A 17,955-nucleotide genomic window follows, 5' to 3' on the forward strand; every position below is an offset into this window, starting at 1 on the left:
CGGCGCGGCGGCTACCGCTCGATCCGACGGGGGCTCCGGGAACTGGCTTACGACATCAGAGGGATGCTGACGTTGGGCGGGGTTCAGCTCGCGGGAGCGAGGTTGGAGTGACTTTCAGGCAACCCTGAGGCCACCGGGGAGGCATCAACCCTGAAGCCTCATGAGGTGTCGCCTCAGAGATCGAGCAGGCCGGGGGGCGGGGTCAGGCCGATCCAGCCTTCGGTGAGGTTCACCTCCGGAACGATCGCCTCCACAAACGGAATCAGGAGGGAGCGGGACGCCGAGTCTCCGCCAGCGGTGCGTTCCACCTCCAGCAGGTCATTGCCGGCATGGATCAGGTCGCGCACGGTGCCGATCACCTCCCCGTCCGGCAGCAGCCGCACCTCCAGCCCCACCAGATCGAGCACATGGAACTCACCATCGGCCAGCGGCGGGCGGTCGCTGGCGGGCACCAGCATCTCGTCGCCCACCAGCGCCTCAGCCGCCTCGCGGCTGTTGATGCCCTCAAAGCACACCACAAACAGCTCCTTGCCCGGCAGCTGCCGGCCCCGCTGCAGCACCAGTTGCCGCGGTGGGCCCTGGCGACCCTTCATCCAGCGGGCACCGGGGCGGGTGAACCGCTCCGGGAAATCGCTCAGGGGCAGCACCCGCACCTCCCCCTGCAGGCCCTGGGCGGCCACCACCCGGCCCACCACGAGCAGCTCGGTTTCGCTCATCGCCTGTGTCCTGCCCCCGAACCCCCGATAATGACGCCACGCGCCGGCCCGCTCCGGGCTTCTTCCATGGCTGACCTTCCGATCCTGCCCGGCTCCACTGTGGTGGTGAACGACGCCCGCTCGATCTACAACGGTTACCGAGGCTTTGTGCAGCGGATCAGCGGCAGCCGGGCGGCGGTGCTGTTTGAAGGCGGCAACTGGGACAAGCTCGTGACCATGCCGCTGACTGCCCTGGCTCAGGAGTGACGTTTCCATTTTGCCTGTGCCTCCCTTGCTGACGCTGCGCGTCGTGCACTGACTGTCCTGCGGGCAGTGCTTTCAGCACTGTTGCCTGCGAATGTGCTGCAGAGCGGCCCTGGCGGCCTGTTGCTCAGCTTCACGACGGGAGCCCCCCCAGCCTTCACCCAGGGATTCCTCCGCCCCATTGGTGGCGGTGGAGCCAGCGAGGCTGACGCGGCACACAAACCGCCGTGGGTCTGCGTGGCGGCGGCTGCGCTCCTGGCACTGGTAGACGGGCAAGCCCAGGGACTGGCCCTGGCTCCATTCCTGCAGGGCCGATTTCCAGTTGTGCTGATCCGGATCAGCAAGCAGCGCAGCAGTGGTGTGCCGCCAGTGGGAATCCAGCCAGAGATGCACAGGCTCAAGACTCCCTCCCCAGCTTTCGTAGAGGCCACCGATCAGGGCCTCGCAGGTTTCGGCCAGGACGGTGCGGCGGCCGGCGAGGTCGCCCTCGGCCATGGCGCCGATCCGCACCACATCCTCCAGGCCGCAGCGCTCCCCCAGCTCCGCCAGCCAGCGGTCGCTCACCAGCTGGGCGCGCAAGGCTGAGCACTGACCCACGCTCAGATCGGGATGCTCCCGCTGCAGATATTCCGCCGCCGCCAGTCGCAGCACTGCATCACCGAGAAACTCCAGCCGCTCGTGGTGATACGCCAGACCGGCGGAGGTGTGGGTCAGGGCTTCATCGATCGGGGCCAGCGTGGCGGCATCGTCTCCGGGTCCACCGGGAGCGGTGGGGTCGAGCTCGAGCTGACGCAGGAAGGCGAGAAGCTGCTTCTGGCGGTGCAGCGGGAGCGACGGCGGGGCAGGCGGCCGGGGCTTCGCAGGCATGCGTGGCGCTCAGGACCTGGAGGAAAGTGTTGAAAAGGGCAGAAAGCAGGACATAAGCCGGGTTCTGTTCTCCACCGCCCGGGGGCGAGGAGGGTGATCATCTGTCTGGGACCGCCGTTACCGGCGGCCTCGAGCGGCGCATTGGGGGCGGGACGGGTGCCATGGCCAACCGTTGTCCCTGGGCCTTGCTCCCAGCCGGGGTTTACCGAGCCAGCACCTCTCGATGCTGCTGGTGCGCTCTTACCGCACCTTTGCACCCTTACCTGTGCACGGGCCGGGTTGCCCCGGTGACCGGCCATCGGCGGTGTGTTTCTGTGGCACTCTCCTCACGGTCACCCGCACTGGGCGTTACCCAGCAAGCCTGGCCATTGGGGAGCCCGGACTTTCCTCAACCGGACGCCACCGCACCCCGAAAGGCACAGCGTCTCCGATCGCGACCACCTCGCCTGCTTTCTTCAGCGACTGTAGGCACAGCCATGTCAGGGGGCGATGTCGATAATGGAGCTCCCAGGTCACCCCCCTGGGGCTGTAGCTCAGCCGGATAGAGCGACGGTTTCCTAAACCGTAGGTCGTGGGTTCGAGTCCCGCCAGCCCCGTCCAGGACCTGGCCCGCCGTGATTGTGGGCTGCCGCCATGCCGGGACCGCCCTCTCCGGCTGCCTAGGGTTTGCGTTCACCCAGGCAATCAAGGTCTTCATGCAAGGTTCCATGCGACCGGCCGGTGGTGATGGGTTCGGCACAGCACTTCAGCTGGTCGTGGCGGGGATTGTGGCCCTGCTGATCCTCCTGAGCCAGACGATTTTCATCGTTCCCGCCGGCAACGTGGCCGTGGTGACGACTCTGGGCCGGGTGACCGGCGGGGAGCGACGACCCGGCCCCAACCTGAAGATTCCCTTGATTCAGGCCACGTCGTTCTTTGATGTGCGCACCCAGGTGAGACCGGAGCAGTTCTCCACCCTGACCAAAGACCTGCAGGTGATCGAGGCCACGGCCACGATGAAGTACGCGATCCGACCCAGCGAAGCGGGCCGGGTGTTCGAAACGATCGCCACCGACAATCAGCAGATCTACCCGCGGGTGATTCAGCCCTCGCTGCTGAAGGCGCTCAAGTCGGTGTTCTCCCAGTACGAGCTGGTCACGATCGCCACCGAGTGGAACAGCATCTCCGAACTGGTACAGGACAAGGTGGCGGAGGAACTGAAGAAGTTCGATTACGTGACGGTGCAGGGCCTGGATCTCACCGGCCTGCAGATCGCCGAGGAATACCGCGCCGCCATCGAGCAGAAGCAGATCGCGGATCAGCGGCTGCTGCGCTCCCAGACCGAGGTGAAGATCGCCGAGCAGGAGGCCCTCCGCTACGAGATCCTCAACAAGAGCCTGGATGACCAGGTGCTCTACAAGCTCTTCCTCGACAAGTGGGACGGGCAGACCTCCGTGGTGCCGGCCCTGCCCGGTGCCTCAGGCGGCACCCCGCCAGTGATCGTGCAGGGCCGCCGGTGATGCTGCCGGCGGCGGGCCTGGCCTCGTTGCTGGGGGCGATTGCGGCCCTGATCCAGCTCCAGGGCCCTGCGCTGAAGCCCGGAATCCTGGCAGGCTCGGTGGCCCAGCACCCCCATCCCACCAGCCGACTTCGGCCTTGCCGGTGCCGGCAAGGGTTGCGACACTCTGAGGCCGCGGCGCACGTCCCTGCCGCCGCTGAACCTGTTGACGCAGACTCTCAAGGCAGGGGGACTTCTCAGCCTCAGCGGCGTCGAGGCTCTGGTGCTGCCGGTCGGTGGCCTGCCGCCGGACGTGGACGGCGTGCTGGGGGCTCCGCAGCTGCGCCAGTTGCCGCTCTGGATCGATCCCCTCGGCGGCGTCATGGCCTTCGGCCGCCGTGCCCTGCAAGCCGCGGACCGGGCCTCAGATGATCAGGCGTCGCCCAGGAGTTCCGGGGCCGAAGGCGAGGCAACGATCCCCCTCCGCTGGCACCGCGGCGTGCCGCTGCTGTCCCTGGCCACCGGCAGTCGCGCCGGCATGGTGGAGGCCCTGGCCGACACCGGCGCCGAAGGGTTGTTCGTTTCGCCGGAGCTGGCAGGGGTGCTGCCGGCCCTCGGACCCAGTCAGACTCTGCGTGTAGCGGGCTTCTGCGGCGAGCAACCGGCCAGCATGACGCGGGTTCAGGGGCCCAGCCTCACCGGCCGGAGGCCAGCCGCACCGGTGCAGGTCATCCTCACGACCAACCCGGTGTTCCAGTCCCTGGGGGTGAAGGCCATCGTGGGACAGGAGCTGCTCCGCCCCCATCGCCAGCTCTGGCGCCTTGAATCCACCCCACCGACCCTGCACCTCCAGTCAGCGCCTGCGCCGGGGATCCATGAGGCCGGCGACGGTGTCAGCTTCGGCAGCGCCGGCGTTTGATCGGCGTCCTGGAGGTCCGATCCACCAGGATCTGGCCGTCAGACCCTGGCTCCAGCTGAAAGCGCAGCACATCCAACCAGGTTTCTCCTTCCCCGCTGAGCTCCACGATCAGGGCAAGCGTCTGGTTGCCCTGCACCGCCGCCGCCAGCAGCAAGCCGGAACTTTCATAGAAGCTCACATGCCGGGATTCGATGTGCCGCCATGACCGCCGCCACCCCATCCCAGCTGGTCAGGGCGATGGCGGTGAGGCTACCGAGAAGTCGGTTGCTGGCTGCTGCCACCGGCACGATGCTTGGGGCTGCTTGTGGACCGCATCGCCATGGTGGCACTGCTGGCCTATGTCGTGCTGAAGGGTCTCGAGAGCACCATCGTGCGGGCGCTGCAGATCCAAGGCGCCCGCCATCCGGTGGATGGCCTCAACACGATCAGTGCCTGCAACCTGTTCTTCTTCGCCCTGGTGGTGGTGGGCACCAGTCTGGTGGTGGCCGACCACCAGACTCTCCGCCAGCAGTTGCCCCGGCTGGAGCGGCGCCAGTGGCAGCTTCTCGGTCTCGACATGCTGGCTGGGAGCCTGGTGGGGCCCCTCGGCAGCTACATGGCCATCGAGGCCCTGGCGGTGATCGAGAAGACCCTGGTGTTCACTTTGGTGCTGCCGGCTTCGGCGCTGCTGTCGGTGCTGTGGCTGGGCGAGCCGCTGCCCCGCCGCTTCTGGCTCACCACCGGAGTGATCGCCCTTGGGCTGGTCCTGGCCTCCCTGGGCAGCGGGGCAGCGATGGCGATGGGCCGGGTGTCGGGCCTGGCCTGGGGGATTGTGGGTGTGGGAGGCTTCTCTTGCAGTGCTGTCACGGCCAGGCAGCTGGGCCGGGAAGGCCTCGGCATCGGCCTCACCACCGGTCTGCCGTCGTTGCTGGCGGCGTCGATCTTTCTGGGAATCGGTCTGGTGCTCTACGGCCCGGAGCACTTCATGCATCTGCAGCTGTGGTGGGTGGCGGGGGTGATCGGGCTGTATGCCCTCACGGTGGTGCTGGGCAGTGAGTGGAGCCTGCGCCTCTGCTACCAACGCTTCAGCGTGGCCACCGTGGCCATCGTCGGATCCCTGACCATTGCCGTTTCAGTCGTCAGTGCGGCGGTGGTGCTGGCGGAACCGCTGGGCCCGCCGGTGCTGCTGGGCACGGGGCTGGTCCTGCTGGGCGTGATGCTGGCGGTTCGCGCGGCCCCGATCGTGGCCTGCTCCAGCGGGGCTGCAACCCTGCGGACGGACGGGTGACCCACCCATCCTCAGGCGCGAGCATCGAGGGGTTGCGGCCGGCGCATCACCACCCAGCAGGACGGGGCATGGGAACGGACGACACCTTGCTCCTGCGGGCAGAGGGGCTGTTCCACCAGCTGGGCTCACGCTGGCTCTGGCGGGATCTGGAGCTGGAGCTGCAGCCCGGTGATCGCCTGGCCCTGGTGGCGCCTTCCGGTGCCGGCAAGACCCTGCTGCTGCGCAGCCTGGCCCTGCTGGATCCGCTGCAGCAGGGCAGGCTCTGGCTGCGGGGCCGCACTCCTGTTGCCTGGGGCCTGCCCGTGTGGCGATCTTGCCTGATCTATCTGGCCCAGCGGCCGGTGCTGTTCCCTGGCACGGTTCGAGACAACCTCCAGGCCGTGTTTCAGCTGGCCGTCCATCAGGAACGCCGCTGGCGGCCCGACATCCTCGAGGGCTGGTTGGAGACCCTGGGACGTGACAGGGCCTTTCTCGACCTGGACGCCGAGCGGCTCTCCGGAGGTGAAGGACAGTTGCTCAATCTGCTGCGTGCCTTGCAGCTCGAGCCCGACATCCTTCTGCTCGATGAGCCCACCGCCTCCCTGGATCCGGCCTCCACGGAGGCGGTGGAGAGCCTGCTGGCCGGCTGGCTGGAGGGGGGCGATCGGGCCTGCATGATCACCAGTCACGACGGCGACCAGCTGCGCCGCTTCGGGAATCGCCGCCTGGATCTGACCGTATGACGCCGATCACCACCGGAGCCCTCAGCATCAGCGACGGCCGCCTCGCCCTGGCGACCCTGCTGATCCTGGTCAATGTGGCCCTGTCCGCCTTTCTACGGCTGGGCCTGGGCCGCACGCTGCTGATCGCCTCCACCCGCATGGTGGTTCAGCTGCTCCTGGTGGGATCGGTGCTGGAGTGGCTGTTCCACCAGGACAATGCGCCGGCCATCCTGTTGCTGGCTCTGGTCATGGCCCTGATCGCCGGCATCTCGGCTGTGCAGCGCACACGGCGGCGCTTCGCCGGGATCTATCGCAACAGCCTGGTTTCTGTGATGGGCTCCTCGGCCCTGGTCACCGGTCTGGCGATCGTGGCGATCATCCAGCCTGAGCCCTGGTTCACGCCCCAGTACCTGATTCCTCTGCTGGGCATGGTGCTGGGCAATACCCTCAACGGCATCTCCCTCGGCCTGGATCGCCTCATGGAGGGGCTGCTGAGCCAGCGGGAACAGGTGGAGGCCTGGCTGGCCCTGGGTGGCACCCGCTGGGAGGCCTGCAACGCGGTGGTGCGGGATGCGATTCGCATCGCCATGATCCCCACGATCAATTCAATGATGGTGATGGGCCTGGTCAGCCTGCCCGGCATGATGACAGGTCAGATCCTGGAAGGTGCGGCCCCTGCGGCCGCCGTTCGCTACCAGATCGTCATCCTGTTCATGATCTCCGCCGCCACTGCGCTCGGGGTGTTCGGGGTGGTCTTGCTGGGCTACCGCAGCCTCACCAGCCAGGACCATCAACTGCGTCTGGATCGCCTCTCATCCCTGCGCCCTCGCACCTGATCAGCGTGGCGGTGGGCATGAAGAAATGACCCGCCTGTGCCAGCTCCTGGTTTGTCGGTCCGATTGTAGACAAAAAGGTTGTGATCGCCATGGCTCGCAACACGACGAACCAGAGCGGAGCGGAGGGATCTAGCTGCGGTTTTCTGGTGGCGATGTACGAACGCTGCTCGATTGTTCGGAACGAACAGGGGGGCTATCTTGTGCATCACGATGCCTTCCCAGAGGGTCAATGGGCCGCCGCCAATCTTCCGGCTGCCCATGCTCTCTGTTCTTCCCTGGGTCGGCGGGCGGAGCCTGATGGGTGAGTGTCAGCACAGGCCGGCCTGGCGCAGAGTCATCGAACAGCTTGATCAGGCCATTGGACAGGCAATGCAATGGTGCAGAGATCTTCCGTTTTAAGGCCTGAAGGGGCTCTCAGAGGTCCGAGCGACATGCGCCAGGGCGTTCTGAAGACGCAGGCGATTGAACCGCTGCAACCAGATGCAGGGAAGGTTGAACGCGGTAGCGAACAGCAGATTGATCAGGACCCCCCAGGGCGGCATCCAGCCCAGCGTGGCCAGCCAGAAGGGCCACACGCTCAGGTGCACCAGTTCGGCACGGCGGGTTTCGGCGATCAGGCGCTCCAGCCGAAGCGGATCGCGGCTCACCAGGCTGGCCTTGCGAACCCCCCCCGGAAACGCGTTGCCCGCATCAGGCAGCCAGCCTTTCCAGTGCCGAATTCCCAGCCGCTTCTCGTACGTTCCAGCCATTTCCCCCCAGGGGCGGGGCCGGGTCAGAAGATTGTCTTGGCGCAGCAGCGACAGGGGCAGGCGGTGCCCGATCCACCCGATCACCACACTCCACCCCAGCCAGCCGAGGGCACAGGCCAGGGCCGCCATCAGGGGGCGGGAAAGCTCTGGCCCGGTCATTCACGCGTATCCCAAGTCCAGCTTCAGGATCGCCAGGACGGCCAGCGTTCGGAAGCGGGTCCACCCCTTGGCGCAGCGCATCGAGAGGAACTCAGTTCGAGGCAGTGGCGCCGCCACCAGCGCTGCCTGCATCAGTCGTAGCAACCACTACAGGTAGCGCACTGGATGTTTCCTGGCACCGGGGCTAGCGTGTTCTGAGTCGTGCGTCGCACCCATGACCCAGCTCCACGACCTGCGCCTGCGCCTTCTCGTACAGCAGGAAAGCGAAAGGATCGCCGCTTCCCAACCCGACGAGCTGGATCTCTCGATCGTGCAGGCTCGCTGCCTCTGCTGGCTGGCGTTACTGGCCGAGGCCCATGAAGACCAGGCCACTGATGCCGAGCGCCGCGGTGATGTGGAGCAGGCGATGGGTTGGTTCGCTGATTCAATGCGGCTGCGCGACGTGATCCACGTGGTGTCGTCGATCGAGATTCCGCTGCCCGGTATGGCCGATCTCGAGATCGACGACGGCCCCCTGGGGGACTGGGGTGCTGGGGAACTGCCCTCGGCCTGAGCCTGCTTCCAGGCTGGACTCGTCCGCTTTGGCGGTGCAGTGCCATGATGGGCGTTGATGAGACCTGGGGAGTGCGGTGCCGGACGAGCCCTGCCAATGCCCTGATTGCCAGCGTTTCTATCGGGAACACGACCGATTGATCCGCGAGAATCCAACCCTGCGCCAGCAGCAGGAGCTGAACTGGGCGGCCCTGCAGTCGTTCCGCACCCTGGCGGGCCGGGTGCTCGAAGACCTTCAGAAGCAATACGGCGATCTGGAGCCCCCTGTGGCCCCGGCCGTTGAGGCTGGTGGTGGCACAGCACCAGTGGCCGAAAACGAAGCCATCCAGCAGGCCATGGCTGATCTGGAGAACATCAATGCCCATCTGTTCTCGATTGAGGCCCTCATGGAGCGCATCTTTGATGTGCGCGTACCTGAGGAGGTGGAGCGCAAGTTCCGCGAACTGGCCGGTGAGCTGGCTCCAGACCCGCTCAATGCCGATCGGCTGCGGCTGAATCGTTTGCTTCATCAGACCCCCGACCTGCCCGACCACCGGGGCTGAGCGACAGGATTCTGCTTGGCTCCAGGCGTTCAGTCCAGTTCACAGCTGATTCTGACTGGAAAAGGCTGCGCTTTCCAGATCTTTTCGGCATATTCATCAACAGAGCGATCCGAAGAGAAATAGCCGCTACGGGCCACATTGAGCAGGGCCATGCGGTTCCAGCCGCCTGGATCAGACCAAGCCTGGCTCACCGCAGCCTGGGCCTTGAGGTAAGCGTCAAAGTCAGCGAGCACGAAGAAAGGATCGCGACCGGTGAGATTCTGCAGCAAGGGGCGGAACAGGTCGGTGTCACCGCTGCTGAAGTGCCCCTGCTCCACGAGACGCAGAACTTCAGGCAGTTCGGCAATGTCGTTCACCAGCTCCCAGGGGCGGTAGCCACGTTCATGAAGATCGGCCAGGTCCTCGGTGGTCTTGCCGAAAAGGAAGAAGTTTGCAGCCCCAACACGCTCGCGAATTTCCACATTGGCGCCATCCAAGGTGCCGATCGTCAGGGCACCATTCATGGCGAATTTCATATTGCCAGTACCAGAAGCTTCCTTGCCAGCGGTGGAGATCTGCTCGGAAAGATCAGCGGCTGGATAGACCTTTTCGCCAAGCTTAACATTGTAATTGGGCAGGAAGATCACCCGCAGACGTCCCTGCATGTCGGGATCGGCATTCACAGTCTCAGCAATGGCGCTGAGGAAGCGGATGATCAGCTTTGCCATGTAGTAGCCCGGCGCCGCCTTGCCACCGAAGATGACAGTGCGCGGAGCCTCGCCCCCAGCGGTGCCGTTCTTGATGCGCAGATACAGAGCAATCACCTGCAGAGCATTGAGATGCTGGCGCTTGTACTCATGAATTCGCTTCACCTGCACGTCGAACATAGAGGCTGGATCCACCAGCACTCCTGTGTGGCGGTGAATATAATTAGCCAGGTGATGTTTCACCGCCAGCTTGGTTGCACCCCAGCGCTCCAGGAAGCCGGCGTCGCCCGAAAAGGCCTCGAGCTCCTGGATACGGCTGAAGTCACGGATCCAGCCTTCGCCAATCGCCTCGGTGATCAGACCCGAGAGCAGGGGATTGGAGAGCGCCACCCAGCGTCGTGGGGTGACGCCATTGGTGACATTGGTGAACTTCTCGGGCCAGAGGGCAGCGAAATCCGGGAACAGCTGGGTCTTCACCAGACTGCTGTGCAACTTTGCCACGCCATTGACGTGGTGGGAGGCCACCGTGGCGAGATGGGCCATGCGCACGGCCTTGGGACCATCCTCGTCGATGATCGAAACTCGGCGAAGGATTTCATTGTCGCCGGGATAGCGCAGGCGCACCTGCTGAATGAAGCGGCGGTTGATCTCGTAGATCAGTTGAAGGTGGCGGGGCAGAAGCGAACCAAACAGTTCAATGCCCCATTTCTCCAGGGCCTCCGGCAAGAGGGTGTGGTTGGTATAGGACAACGACTGGCTGGTGATGCGCCAGGCCTCTTCCCACTCGAGATGCTTCTCATCCAGCAGCAGGCGCATCAGCTCCGCCACGGCGATGGCGGGATGGGTGTCATTGAGCTGCACGGCCCAGTGGGAGGGAAACTCCTGGATAGGAATGGCGCGGACCTCAAGGGAGCGCAGCATGTCCTGCAGGGAGCAGCTGACAAAGAAGTGCTGCTGTTTCAAGCGAAGACGGCGGCCCTCATCGGTGCCGTCGTTGGGATAGAGCACCTTGGAGAGATTCTCTGAACCGACCTTCTCCTCCACGGCCCCGTAATAGTCGCCGATGTTGAAAGCGTAGAAATCGAAGGTCTCAGTGGCTTCGGCGCGCCAGAGACGCAGGCGATCGCAGGTGTTGACGCGATAACCCAGAACGGGAACATCGTGGGGGACGCCGATCGCGGTTTCCTCGGGCACCCAGCGGACCCGGAGGCAGCCGTTGGTGTCGCGGTAGTTCTCGGTGTGGCCACCGAAACCGACGAAGCAGGCCTGATCGGGATGGGGAATCTCCCAGGGCCAGCCGCCCTTGAGCCATTTGTCGGTGATTTCGACCTGCCAGCCATCTCGGATGAGCTGGTCGAAGATGCCGAATTCGTAGCGAATGCCGTAGCCGGTGGCGGGAATCTCCAGGGAGGCGAGCGATTCGAGGAAGCAGGCCGCCAGGCGGCCGAGGCCACCGTTGCCGAGGCCTGGCTCCTCCTCCACCTCCAGGATGTCTTCGAAGTCGTTGATGCCGAAGCGACGCAGGGCCTCGGCGGCTTCCTCCCGGATGCCGAGCATCAGCAGGTTGTTGCCGAGCTGGGGGCCCACCAGGAACTCGGCGGAGAGATAGGCCACCACCCGGGCGGGACTGGCGACGATCGCCTCGATGCCGGCCAGGTAGCGGGTCATCAGCCGGTCGCGCACCGCGTAGCTCAGGGCCATGTAGAGGTCATGGCGGCTGGCCGAGGGGGCGAGCTTGCCGAGCGTGTAGAAGAGGTGCTCGGTCATGCCGTCGAACACGTCGTCAGCGGTGAGGCCGCTGCGATCGGGATCGGCGTAACAGCCCGGGGTCGGCAGGCGCAGAGTGAGGGGCTGGTGCTCGGTCATGGGGGGCTGCCGGGGAAGGACGACCGGGTGGCGGGCATGGCCGAGGTCCACAGGACCTGACACAGGTCAGCCGGTTCGACGGTAGCGATGACTGCCATAGCCAGCCCTGATGGTCCGGTAGAGATCCGCAAACCCACATCCCTCGGTATTCGACTTAACGTCGCGCCACTTCAGTCCTTCCATGCCTTTCCCACCGCTGCTGATCGAGATCGGCAACCACCAGATGGAGGTGGCGGAAACCTTGATCGCCGTCGGCCGTTTCCTGGTGATCTTTGTGGCCGCCAGAGCCCTGGCCGAGCTGATGGTGCGGCTGCAATTGCCCACGATTCTTGGCGAGCTGGTTGCCGGTGTGCTGATCGGTGTGTCGGGTCTGCACCTGATCGTGCCTCCCGAAACCCACGCGCAGCTGGGGAATTTCGGCGTGAACCTGCTCAGCTCTCTGGCTGAGGTGAGCCCCGAGCAGGTGCGGGAGATCTACGCGGAGACCTTCCCCAATCTCGCGGCCGTCTCCCAGATCGGTCTCTATGCCCTGCTCTTCCTCACCGGCCTGGAAAGCGAGCTTGATGAACTCGTGGCTGTGGGGATGCAGGCCACCACGGTGGCTGTGACCGGCGTTGTGTTGCCTTTCGCCCTCGGCACTGCTGGCCTGCTCTACTTCTTCCATGTCCCGTTGATCCCGGCGGTCTTCGCCGGCGCGGCCATGACCGCCACGAGCATCGGCATCACCGCCAGTGTGTTCGGCGAACTCAAGTACCTCAAGACCCGCGAGGGGCAGACGGTGATCGGCGCCGCCGTCCTGGACGACATCCTCGGCATCGTCATCCTGGCGGTGGTGGTGGCCGTGGCCGGTGGCGGCACCCTCTCGATCGGCCCGATCCTCAAGCTTGTGGTGGCCGCTGGTGTGTTCGTGGCAGCGGCCCTGTTCCTCAGCCGCACCGCTGCTCCGCTGTTCGACTGGGTGCTGGATCAGCTCAAGGCCCCTGGAGAAGTGGTGGTGGCCTCCTTTGTGGTGCTCTCCCTCTCGTGCTTCGCGGCCCAGGCGATCGGCCTGGAAGCAGCTCTTGGAGCGTTCGCGGCCGGCCTGATCCTGAGCAGCTCCAAGCACACCCATGCCATCCAGGAAACGGTGAAGCCGCTGGTGGCCCTGTTCGCCACCATCTTCTTTGTGCTGATCGGCACGGGCATGGATCTTTCTGTGCTCAACCCGATGAATCCTGAAAATCGCGAGGGCCTGATCGTGGCAGCTTTCCTGCTCACGGTGGCGATCATTGGCAAGTTGGCCTCCGGCTGGAGCTACTTCAGCAAGGAGAAGACCAATCGCCTGGTGGTGGGCATCGGCATGATGCCCCGTGGAGAGGTCGGTCTGATCTTCCTGGGACTCGGTACTCAGGCCGGTTTGCTCACTCCCGCCCTCGATGCAGCCATCCTGTTGATGGTGATCGGCACCACCTTCCTGGCTCCGATCCTGCTGCGCTTTGTGCTCGCCGGCAAACCAGAACCGGCTGAGCAGCCAGCCTGAATCCCAAGCGAGCAGAAGCTCGGTCCTGGTCCCATGGTTGAGAAGCCGCCGGTCGTGCGGAACTGGGGCCTCAGTTGGGGCGGCTGGCTCGATAACCGCCGCGGTGAGTGGTGGCTGGTGGCTCAGCTGATCCTGATAGCCGCCCATGCTCTGCCGGCCTGGCCCCCGCTGGCACGTTTCGGATGGGTCTGGCCCTGGCCCGTGGAACTGCTGGGCTGGGCCCTGTTCGTGCTGGGCCTGGCCCTGGCGGCCCAGGCCTTCTGGTGGCTGGGATCCAGCCTCAGCCCCCTGCCTGATCCCATCCCCGGCGCCGCCCTGATGATCAGCGGCGCCTACGCCCGCTGCCGCCATCCGATGTATCAGGCCGTGTTGCTCTGTTCCCTCGGCGTGACCGTGGCCCTGGGCAGCCTGTTACATCTGGCCCTGCTGCTTGGCCTCGTCGCCGTGCTGGGCGGCAAGGCCCGCCGAGAGGAGCGTCAGCTTCTCGGCATCCATCCGGATTACGCCGCTTACCGCGCCTCGACCGCAGCGATCGTGCCGCATCTGGCCTGGCTGGACTGGCGCTGATCCCGGCCTTCGCCCTCAGCTCAGGATCTGGGTTCATCGCGACGGCTGGCCAGGGTCCAGAACAGGCCGGCGAGCACGCCCATCAGACCGAGGCTCGTGGCCCAGCTGGGTCCCAGTGCCCAGCCCAGCCCCAGTTCCGTGAGCAGGCCCACCGCCAGGGCCAGGAGCAGGCTGCTGAGGGCGAGCAGAACCTGTTGCGCCATCTCGCCCAGGGGACCCTCCGCCAGGGCCTGCTCCAACCGGGCCAGGGGCCGGCTGAGCGGAAGATAGAGGGCCAGGGCCCAGAGGGCGATGCCGGGCAGCAGGCCACCCCAGTCGAGTCCTGGGCTGAACACCGCGGCGGCGAGGGGGATCGGCGCAAGGAAGGAGTGCAACGGGCAGGCAATCCGGGGAGAGACAGGCAGAGCGTGAGCCCGTCGGTGCTGCCTAGCATCGACCACCCAACGCCTTGCCGTGGTGTTCTCTCCGGCCGAACCCATACGGTCCTGCCCGCCGCCCTGGTCGTTCCGCGGCCATGCGATCCACTGCCTGCGCCGCTCTCCAGCCAGGCCGCTGGGGCCGGCGATCCTGCTGGTGCATGGCTTCGGGGCTTCCACCGATCACTGGCGCCACAACATCCCGGTGCTGGCGGAGCACCACGAGGTGCATGCCATCGATCTGCTGGGCTTCGGCCGCAGTGCCAAACCGGCCGGGCCGGAGTATGGCGGCGCCCTCTGGCGCGACCAGCTCTGCGCCTACGTGCAGGAGCGCATCGGACGCCCCACCGTGCTGGTGGGAAACTCCCTGGGTGGATTCGCGGCCTTGGCGGCCGGAGCGGCCCTGGGGGATCAGGCCGCTGGCGTGGTGCTCCTGAATGCGGCCGGGCCCTTCAGCGACGAGCAGATTCCGCCCGCCGGCTGGGGGGCGATCGCCCGCCGCACCATCGGCGGCGCCCTGCTGCGCAGCCCGGTGCTGCAGCGCCTGCTGTTCGAGAATCTGCGGCGACCCTCCACGATCCGCCGCACCCTGCGGCAGGTGTATGTGGATCGCACCAACGTCGATGAGGAGCTGGTCGAAGCGATCCGGCGCCCGTCGCTCGATCCCGGTGCCTTCGGGGTGTTCCGCACCGTGTTCGACATCCCCCGCGGTCAGCCGCTGGACGAGCTGTTCGCCCAGCTGGAGGCACCGCTGCTGCTGCTCTGGGGCATCCGCGATCCCTGGATCAACGCCGCCGGTCGCCGCGCCGCCTTCCAGCGCCACGCGCCGGCGGCCACCAGTGAGGTGGTGCTGGAGGCCGGCCATTGCCCCCACGATGAGGTGCCCGATCAGGTGAACCGGGCCCTGCTCGCGTGGCTGGCCGCGCTGCCGGCAGCGCAGACTCCGCCTACGGTCGGGATGCCCGCGGATCCCCGGCCGGATGCTGCGCCCGTGCTCTGAGCCCTATCCCCACTGGCTCCTCACCGACCCGATCAGCGGCGATGCCCTGCGCCTGGTACCCGAACGGGGCGGCCTGCTGACCGGCTGGCTCTGCCATGGGCCCTGGGGCGGCCGCGAGATCCTCTACTTCGACGCGGAACGGTTCGCCGATCCCGCCCTGTCGGTGCGGGGAGGGATGCCGGTGCTGTTTCCCATCTGCGGCAATCTGGCCGGCAACGAACTGGTGCTGCCCCAGGGGCGTTACCCGCTTTCGCAGCATGGCTTCGCCCGCGATCTGCCCTGGACGCTGGATCCCCTGCCGGAAGGCTGCGGTGTTCGCCTCACCCTGGAGGATGGACCCAGCACCACCCGAGCCCACTATCCCTTCTCCTTCCGGCTGGCGTTGGAGCTGCGGTTGCAACCGGGAGCCCTGGCGATCGAGGCCACGGTCACCCACACGGGTGGGCCCCTGGATCCGCCCATGCCCTTCGCCTTCGGGTTGCACCCCTACCTGGCGGTGCCGGTCCTTTCGCAGGCGAGCCTCACGGGCCTGCCGCCCCGTTGCCGCGACCAGGCGGCCGGCGCCGAGGCCAGCACCGAGGCCCTGCTCGACCGGCTGGCGGCCGGGGTGGATCTGTTGGCCCATCCCGCCGGGCCGGTGACGCTCCACCCCGGCGGCGGCGCGCCGGAGGTGCTGCTGGAGACCGAGCCGCCTTTCGATCTGGCGGTGGTGTGGAGCGATCCGCCGCGAGCGATGGTCTGCCTGGAGCCCTGGACGGCGGAGCGCGGTGCCCTGGAGCCCGGCCATCCGGCCTCCCAGCGGCGGCTGGAGCTGGAGCCCGGCACCTCCCAGACGCTGCGCTGCCGCTACGTGGTGCAGCCGGCCCGTTCCTAAGTCAGGGGCCTCACTCCCGGCAGGCGGCCGCGGGCCAGCAGCTGTCTGGGGTCGAACTGGCGCTTCACCGCTTCGATCAGGGGGCGGGAGGGGGCGTCTTCCCAGGCGGCCAGGCCGGCGCCGGTTGGTTGCAGCAGCACCGTGAGGTAGCCGCCCAGCTCCTTGCAGAGGCGGCGCAGCTCCTCGACCCGATAGGCGGGCAGGCACGCGTCTGGTGCGGCCCAGGCCAGGCCGAGTCCGCTGCCGGCGCCCAGCACCAGGGGCAGCTGCCGCAGGCAGGGGGCAGCCAGGAGCTGCTCGGCCTGTCCGGGCTTCACACCCAGCCGCAGCAGCCAGGCCGGTTCGGCGGTGGTCTGGCCCTGTCCGATCGCCTGCAGGGCCTCGAGCCGTTCGCCATCGAGGGGCTGGCAGTGCAGCGGGCCGGCCTGCAGGGCCTGCTCGCCCAGGCAGGCGATCTGTTCCTCCAGGGTCTGGGGGCTGACGCTGGCCAGGCTGAGCAGCAGCAGCGGTTGATCCGCCAGGCCGGCCTGGGCGGCCAGGGGGCCGCTCCACCAGTCGACCCGCTCGGGGGTGAGGCTGGAGCGCAGCAGCCAGCGGCTCAGCCGCCCCAGGGCTGCCAGATCACCCTGGATCCAGAGCCCGCGGCGCTGGGGCGGCAGGGGCAGGGTGCGCAGGGTGAGTTCGGTGATCAGGCCGAGGGAGCCCCAGCTGCCGCAGAACAACCGCATCAGGTCGTAGCCGGCCACGTTCTTCACGACCTTGCCGCCGGCCCTGGCTGCTACCCCATCGGCCCGTAGCAGGCCGATGCCGATCAATTGGTCGCGGATGCCGAGGTAGCGGTGGCGGAAGCCACCGGCCAGGCCGCGGGCCACCAGGCCCCCGATCGAGCCGGACGAGCCTCGGCCCCAGGGGGAGTCGACAGCCAGCCACTGCCGGTGGTGGTTGAGTGCCTCCTGCACCTCCACCAGTGGTGTGCCGGCCTGCACGGTGATGGTGAAATCGCCGGGGTTGTGCTCCAGCACCCGGTTCAGCCGCCGGCAGCTCAGCACCGTGCTGCCCGGCTCCACCGCTGGCCCCCAGGTCAGCCGGCTGGCCTGGCCCGCCGGCAGCCACGGCAAGGCCCGCTGATGCAGATCCCGCACCAGATCGGGCAGCTCGTGGGGCTCAGGACTGATCACGGCACGATGGTGCCATGGCGGACGCACCCCTGAAGATCGTTGTGCTCGACGACGATCCCACCGGATCCCAGACGGTGCACAGCTGCCCCCTGCTGCTGCGCTGGGACGCCGGGACCCTGCGGGCCGCGCTGGCCCATCCCGCGCCGCTGCTGTTTCTGCTGGCCAACACCCGCGCCCTTGATCCCGAGGCGGCGCGGCAGCGGGTGCGGCAGCTCTGCCGCTGCCTGCGGCCGCTGCTGGAGGAGGCGGTGGCTGCCGGCCGGATCGGTGCCTGGCTGATCGTGAGCCGAGGCGATTCCACCCTGCGCAGCCATTTCCCCCTGGAGGTGGAGGTGATCGCGGCGGAACTGGGTCCCTTCGATGCCACGGTTCTGGCACCCGCCTTCCTGCCGGGGGGACGCACCACGGTGGATGGGGTGCATCTCCTGCATGGGGAACCGGTGCACCGCACGGCCTTCGCCCGCGATGGCCTGTTCGGCTACGGCACCAGCGACCTGCCGGCCTGGGTGGAGGAGAAGAGCGCCGGGCGGATCCGCGCCGATCAGGTGGAGCGCATCGGCTGGCGGGAGCTGGAGGCGGCGGCGGATGGTGCTGGACATGGAGGAGACCAGGCCCTGCTGCGGAAGCTGGCGGCGTTCCAGGGGAATCCGGTGGTGGTGGTGGATGCGGAGCGGCCGCAGCACCTGCTGGCCCTGGGAGCCGCGCTGCGGCAGCTCACGGCTCCAGCCGCCGCAGAGCGATGGGGCCGGCCGCGGCGGTTCCTGTTCCAGTCCGCCGCCAGCCTGCTGAACGGCCTGGCGGAGCTGCCGCCGCCGCCACTG

At 67.0% G+C, this 17,955-nt stretch carries 20 protein-coding genes, 1 tRNA gene and 1 other RNA gene; 14 read left to right on the top strand and 8 right to left on the bottom strand.

Features of this window, described 5'->3' with window-relative positions; all coding sequences use genetic code 11:
* Positions 1-173 precede the first annotated feature (173 nt).
* On the bottom strand, positions 174-716 hold the full coding sequence (rimM, locus tag VB777_RS02470) for a ribosome maturation factor RimM (RefSeq protein WP_197171156.1): 543 nt from the start codon (positions 714-716) through the stop codon (positions 174-176).
* A 66-nt stretch (positions 717-782) separates the two neighbouring features.
* Here rimM and VB777_RS02475 point away from each other — a divergent pair, with 66 nt between their 5' ends.
* A complete protein-coding gene (locus tag VB777_RS02475; protein WP_197158089.1) occupies positions 783-962 on the top strand; it encodes an NAD(P)H dehydrogenase subunit NdhS in 180 nt (59 codons plus the stop codon).
* Positions 963-1,034: 72 nt separating this feature from the next.
* On the opposite strand, the gene rnc is transcribed toward VB777_RS02475, so the two are convergent.
* Positions 1,035-1,826, bottom strand: a complete 792-nt coding sequence (gene rnc / locus VB777_RS02480; protein ID WP_323246891.1) for a ribonuclease III — start codon at positions 1,824-1,826, stop codon at positions 1,035-1,037.
* Between the two features lie 37 nt (positions 1,827-1,863).
* Positions 1,864-2,280, bottom strand: an RNA gene (gene rnpB, locus VB777_RS02485) — RNase P RNA component class A.
* Between the two features lie 68 nt (positions 2,281-2,348).
* Between rnpB and VB777_RS02490 the strand changes: the two genes are divergently transcribed.
* The 3 genes from VB777_RS02490 to VB777_RS02500 all read left to right on the top strand — a co-directional run bounded on the left by VB777_RS02490 (position 2,349) and on the right by VB777_RS02500 (position 4,222).
* Positions 2,349-2,422: transfer RNA gene (locus tag VB777_RS02490), tRNA-Arg, on the top strand.
* Positions 2,423-2,521: 99 nt separating this feature from the next.
* Positions 2,522-3,325, top strand: coding sequence for a prohibitin family protein (locus tag VB777_RS02495; protein WP_197158085.1), 804 nt, complete (start codon positions 2,522-2,524; stop codon positions 3,323-3,325).
* A 204-nt stretch (positions 3,326-3,529) separates the two neighbouring features.
* Positions 3,530-4,222, top strand: a complete 693-nt coding sequence (locus VB777_RS02500) for a hypothetical protein (protein WP_323246894.1) — start codon at positions 3,530-3,532, stop codon at positions 4,220-4,222.
* Here VB777_RS02500 and VB777_RS02505 read toward each other — a convergent pair.
* Positions 4,197-4,400, bottom strand: coding sequence for a hypothetical protein (locus tag VB777_RS02505; RefSeq protein WP_197158083.1), 204 nt, complete (start codon positions 4,398-4,400; stop codon positions 4,197-4,199). The two genes, VB777_RS02500 and VB777_RS02505, sit on opposite strands and share 26 nt — an antisense overlap.
* Positions 4,401-4,514: 114 nt before the next feature.
* On the opposite strand from VB777_RS02505, the gene VB777_RS02510 reads away from it, so the two are divergent.
* The 3 genes from VB777_RS02510 to VB777_RS02520 are packed head-to-tail and all read left to right on the top strand — an operon-like array spanning position 4,515 to position 7,026.
* On the top strand, positions 4,515-5,489 hold the full coding sequence (locus tag VB777_RS02510; RefSeq protein ID WP_197171164.1) for a hypothetical protein: 975 nt from the start codon (positions 4,515-4,517) through the stop codon (positions 5,487-5,489).
* On the top strand, positions 5,486-6,211 hold the full coding sequence (locus VB777_RS02515; protein ID WP_323246896.1) for an ABC transporter ATP-binding protein: 726 nt from the start codon (positions 5,486-5,488) through the stop codon (positions 6,209-6,211). The genes VB777_RS02510 and VB777_RS02515 overlap by 4 nt, the downstream gene beginning before the upstream one ends.
* Entirely contained in the window at positions 6,208-7,026 is an 819-nt protein-coding gene (locus VB777_RS02520) for an ABC transporter permease (RefSeq protein ID WP_197158077.1), read from the top strand. Before VB777_RS02515 ends, VB777_RS02520 begins: the two co-directional genes overlap by 4 nt.
* Positions 7,027-7,421: 395 nt before the next feature.
* Here VB777_RS02520 and VB777_RS02525 read toward each other — a convergent pair whose 3' ends face one another.
* Positions 7,422-7,934, bottom strand: a complete 513-nt coding sequence (locus VB777_RS02525) for a hypothetical protein (RefSeq protein WP_197158075.1) — start codon at positions 7,932-7,934, stop codon at positions 7,422-7,424.
* Between the two features lie 214 nt (positions 7,935-8,148).
* Between VB777_RS02525 and VB777_RS02530 the strand changes: the two genes are divergently transcribed.
* Together VB777_RS02530 and VB777_RS02535 are read left to right on the top strand one after the other, a co-directional pair.
* Complete coding sequence (locus tag VB777_RS02530) at positions 8,149-8,487, top strand: hypothetical protein (RefSeq protein WP_197158074.1); 339 nt, start codon at positions 8,149-8,151, stop codon at positions 8,485-8,487.
* A gap of 76 nt (positions 8,488-8,563) precedes the next feature.
* Positions 8,564-9,028: a hypothetical protein gene (locus VB777_RS02535; RefSeq protein ID WP_197158072.1), complete on the top strand. Its 465-nt coding sequence runs from the start codon at positions 8,564-8,566 to the stop codon at positions 9,026-9,028.
* A 29-nt stretch (positions 9,029-9,057) separates the two neighbouring features.
* Here the strand turns inward: VB777_RS02535 and VB777_RS02540 are convergent, their stop codons facing one another.
* Complete coding sequence (locus tag VB777_RS02540; RefSeq protein WP_197171165.1) at positions 9,058-11,580, bottom strand: glycogen/starch/alpha-glucan phosphorylase; 2,523 nt, start codon at positions 11,578-11,580, stop codon at positions 9,058-9,060.
* Between the two features lie 181 nt (positions 11,581-11,761).
* On the opposite strand from VB777_RS02540, the gene VB777_RS02545 reads away from it, so the two are divergent.
* Together VB777_RS02545 and VB777_RS02550 are read left to right on the top strand one after the other, a co-directional pair.
* Positions 11,762-13,099, top strand: coding sequence for a cation:proton antiporter (locus VB777_RS02545; RefSeq protein WP_197158068.1), 1,338 nt, complete (start codon positions 11,762-11,764; stop codon positions 13,097-13,099).
* Positions 13,100-13,132: 33 nt separating this feature from the next.
* A complete protein-coding gene (locus tag VB777_RS02550; protein WP_323246899.1) occupies positions 13,133-13,666 on the top strand; it encodes a methyltransferase family protein in 534 nt (177 codons plus the stop codon).
* Between the two features lie 20 nt (positions 13,667-13,686).
* Here the strand turns inward: VB777_RS02550 and VB777_RS02555 are convergent, their stop codons facing one another.
* Positions 13,687-14,040, bottom strand: coding sequence for a hypothetical protein (locus VB777_RS02555; protein ID WP_370594797.1), 354 nt, complete (start codon positions 14,038-14,040; stop codon positions 13,687-13,689).
* Between the two features lie 79 nt (positions 14,041-14,119).
* Between VB777_RS02555 and VB777_RS02560 the strand changes: the two genes are divergently transcribed.
* Both VB777_RS02560 and VB777_RS02565 read left to right on the top strand, forming a co-directional pair.
* Positions 14,120-15,082 carry an alpha/beta fold hydrolase gene (locus tag VB777_RS02560; RefSeq protein ID WP_416223855.1) on the top strand — a complete coding sequence of 321 codons (963 nt, stop codon included), beginning with the start codon at positions 14,120-14,122 and terminating at the stop codon, positions 15,080-15,082.
* Positions 15,063-15,956, top strand: a complete 894-nt coding sequence (locus VB777_RS02565) for a galactose mutarotase (RefSeq protein ID WP_323246901.1) — start codon at positions 15,063-15,065, stop codon at positions 15,954-15,956. Before VB777_RS02560 ends, VB777_RS02565 begins: the two co-directional genes overlap by 20 nt.
* Here the strand turns inward: VB777_RS02565 and VB777_RS02570 are convergent.
* Positions 15,953-17,134 (bottom strand): FAD-binding oxidoreductase, encoded by a 1,182-nt coding sequence (locus VB777_RS02570; RefSeq protein WP_197159005.1) that lies wholly within the window; start codon positions 17,132-17,134, stop codon positions 15,953-15,955. The genes VB777_RS02565 and VB777_RS02570 overlap by 4 nt on opposite strands.
* Before the next feature lie 14 nt (positions 17,135-17,148).
* Here VB777_RS02570 and VB777_RS02575 point away from each other — a divergent pair.
* Positions 17,149-17,955: four-carbon acid sugar kinase family protein (locus VB777_RS02575; protein WP_323246903.1), on the top strand; the 807-nt coding region annotated here is incomplete at its 3' end.

This window comes from Synechococcus sp. CCY9202 (genome assembly GCF_034931685.1).
Classification (GTDB): domain Bacteria; phylum Cyanobacteriota; class Cyanobacteriia; order PCC-6307; family Cyanobiaceae; genus CBW1002.

Excerpts from the sequence above, each read along its gene's own strand:
- VB777_RS02530 (WP_197158074.1), top strand. The coding sequence starts at position 8,149 with ATGACCCAGCTCCACGACCTGCGCCTGCGCCTTCTCGTACAGCAGGAA.
- VB777_RS02565 (WP_323246901.1), top strand. The coding sequence starts at position 15,063 with ATGCTGCGCCCGTGCTCTGAGCCCTATCCCCACTGGCTCCTCACCGAC.
- rimM (WP_197171156.1), bottom strand. The coding sequence starts at position 716 with ATGAGCGAAACCGAGCTGCTCGTGGTGGGCCGGGTGGTGGCCGCCCAG.
- VB777_RS02525 (WP_197158075.1), bottom strand. The coding sequence starts at position 7,934 with ATGACCGGGCCAGAGCTTTCCCGCCCCCTGATGGCGGCCCTGGCCTGT.
- VB777_RS02520 (WP_197158077.1), top strand. The coding sequence starts at position 6,208 with ATGACGCCGATCACCACCGGAGCCCTCAGCATCAGCGACGGCCGCCTC.
- VB777_RS02475 (WP_197158089.1), top strand. The coding sequence starts at position 783 with ATGGCTGACCTTCCGATCCTGCCCGGCTCCACTGTGGTGGTGAACGAC.
- VB777_RS02495 (WP_197158085.1), top strand. The coding sequence starts at position 2,522 with ATGCAAGGTTCCATGCGACCGGCCGGTGGTGATGGGTTCGGCACAGCA.
- rnc (WP_323246891.1), bottom strand. The coding sequence starts at position 1,826 with ATGCCTGCGAAGCCCCGGCCGCCTGCCCCGCCGTCGCTCCCGCTGCAC.
- VB777_RS02550 (WP_323246899.1), top strand. The coding sequence starts at position 13,133 with ATGGTTGAGAAGCCGCCGGTCGTGCGGAACTGGGGCCTCAGTTGGGGC.
- VB777_RS02545 (WP_197158068.1), top strand. The coding sequence starts at position 11,762 with ATGCCTTTCCCACCGCTGCTGATCGAGATCGGCAACCACCAGATGGAG.
- VB777_RS02540 (WP_197171165.1), bottom strand. The coding sequence starts at position 11,580 with ATGACCGAGCACCAGCCCCTCACTCTGCGCCTGCCGACCCCGGGCTGT.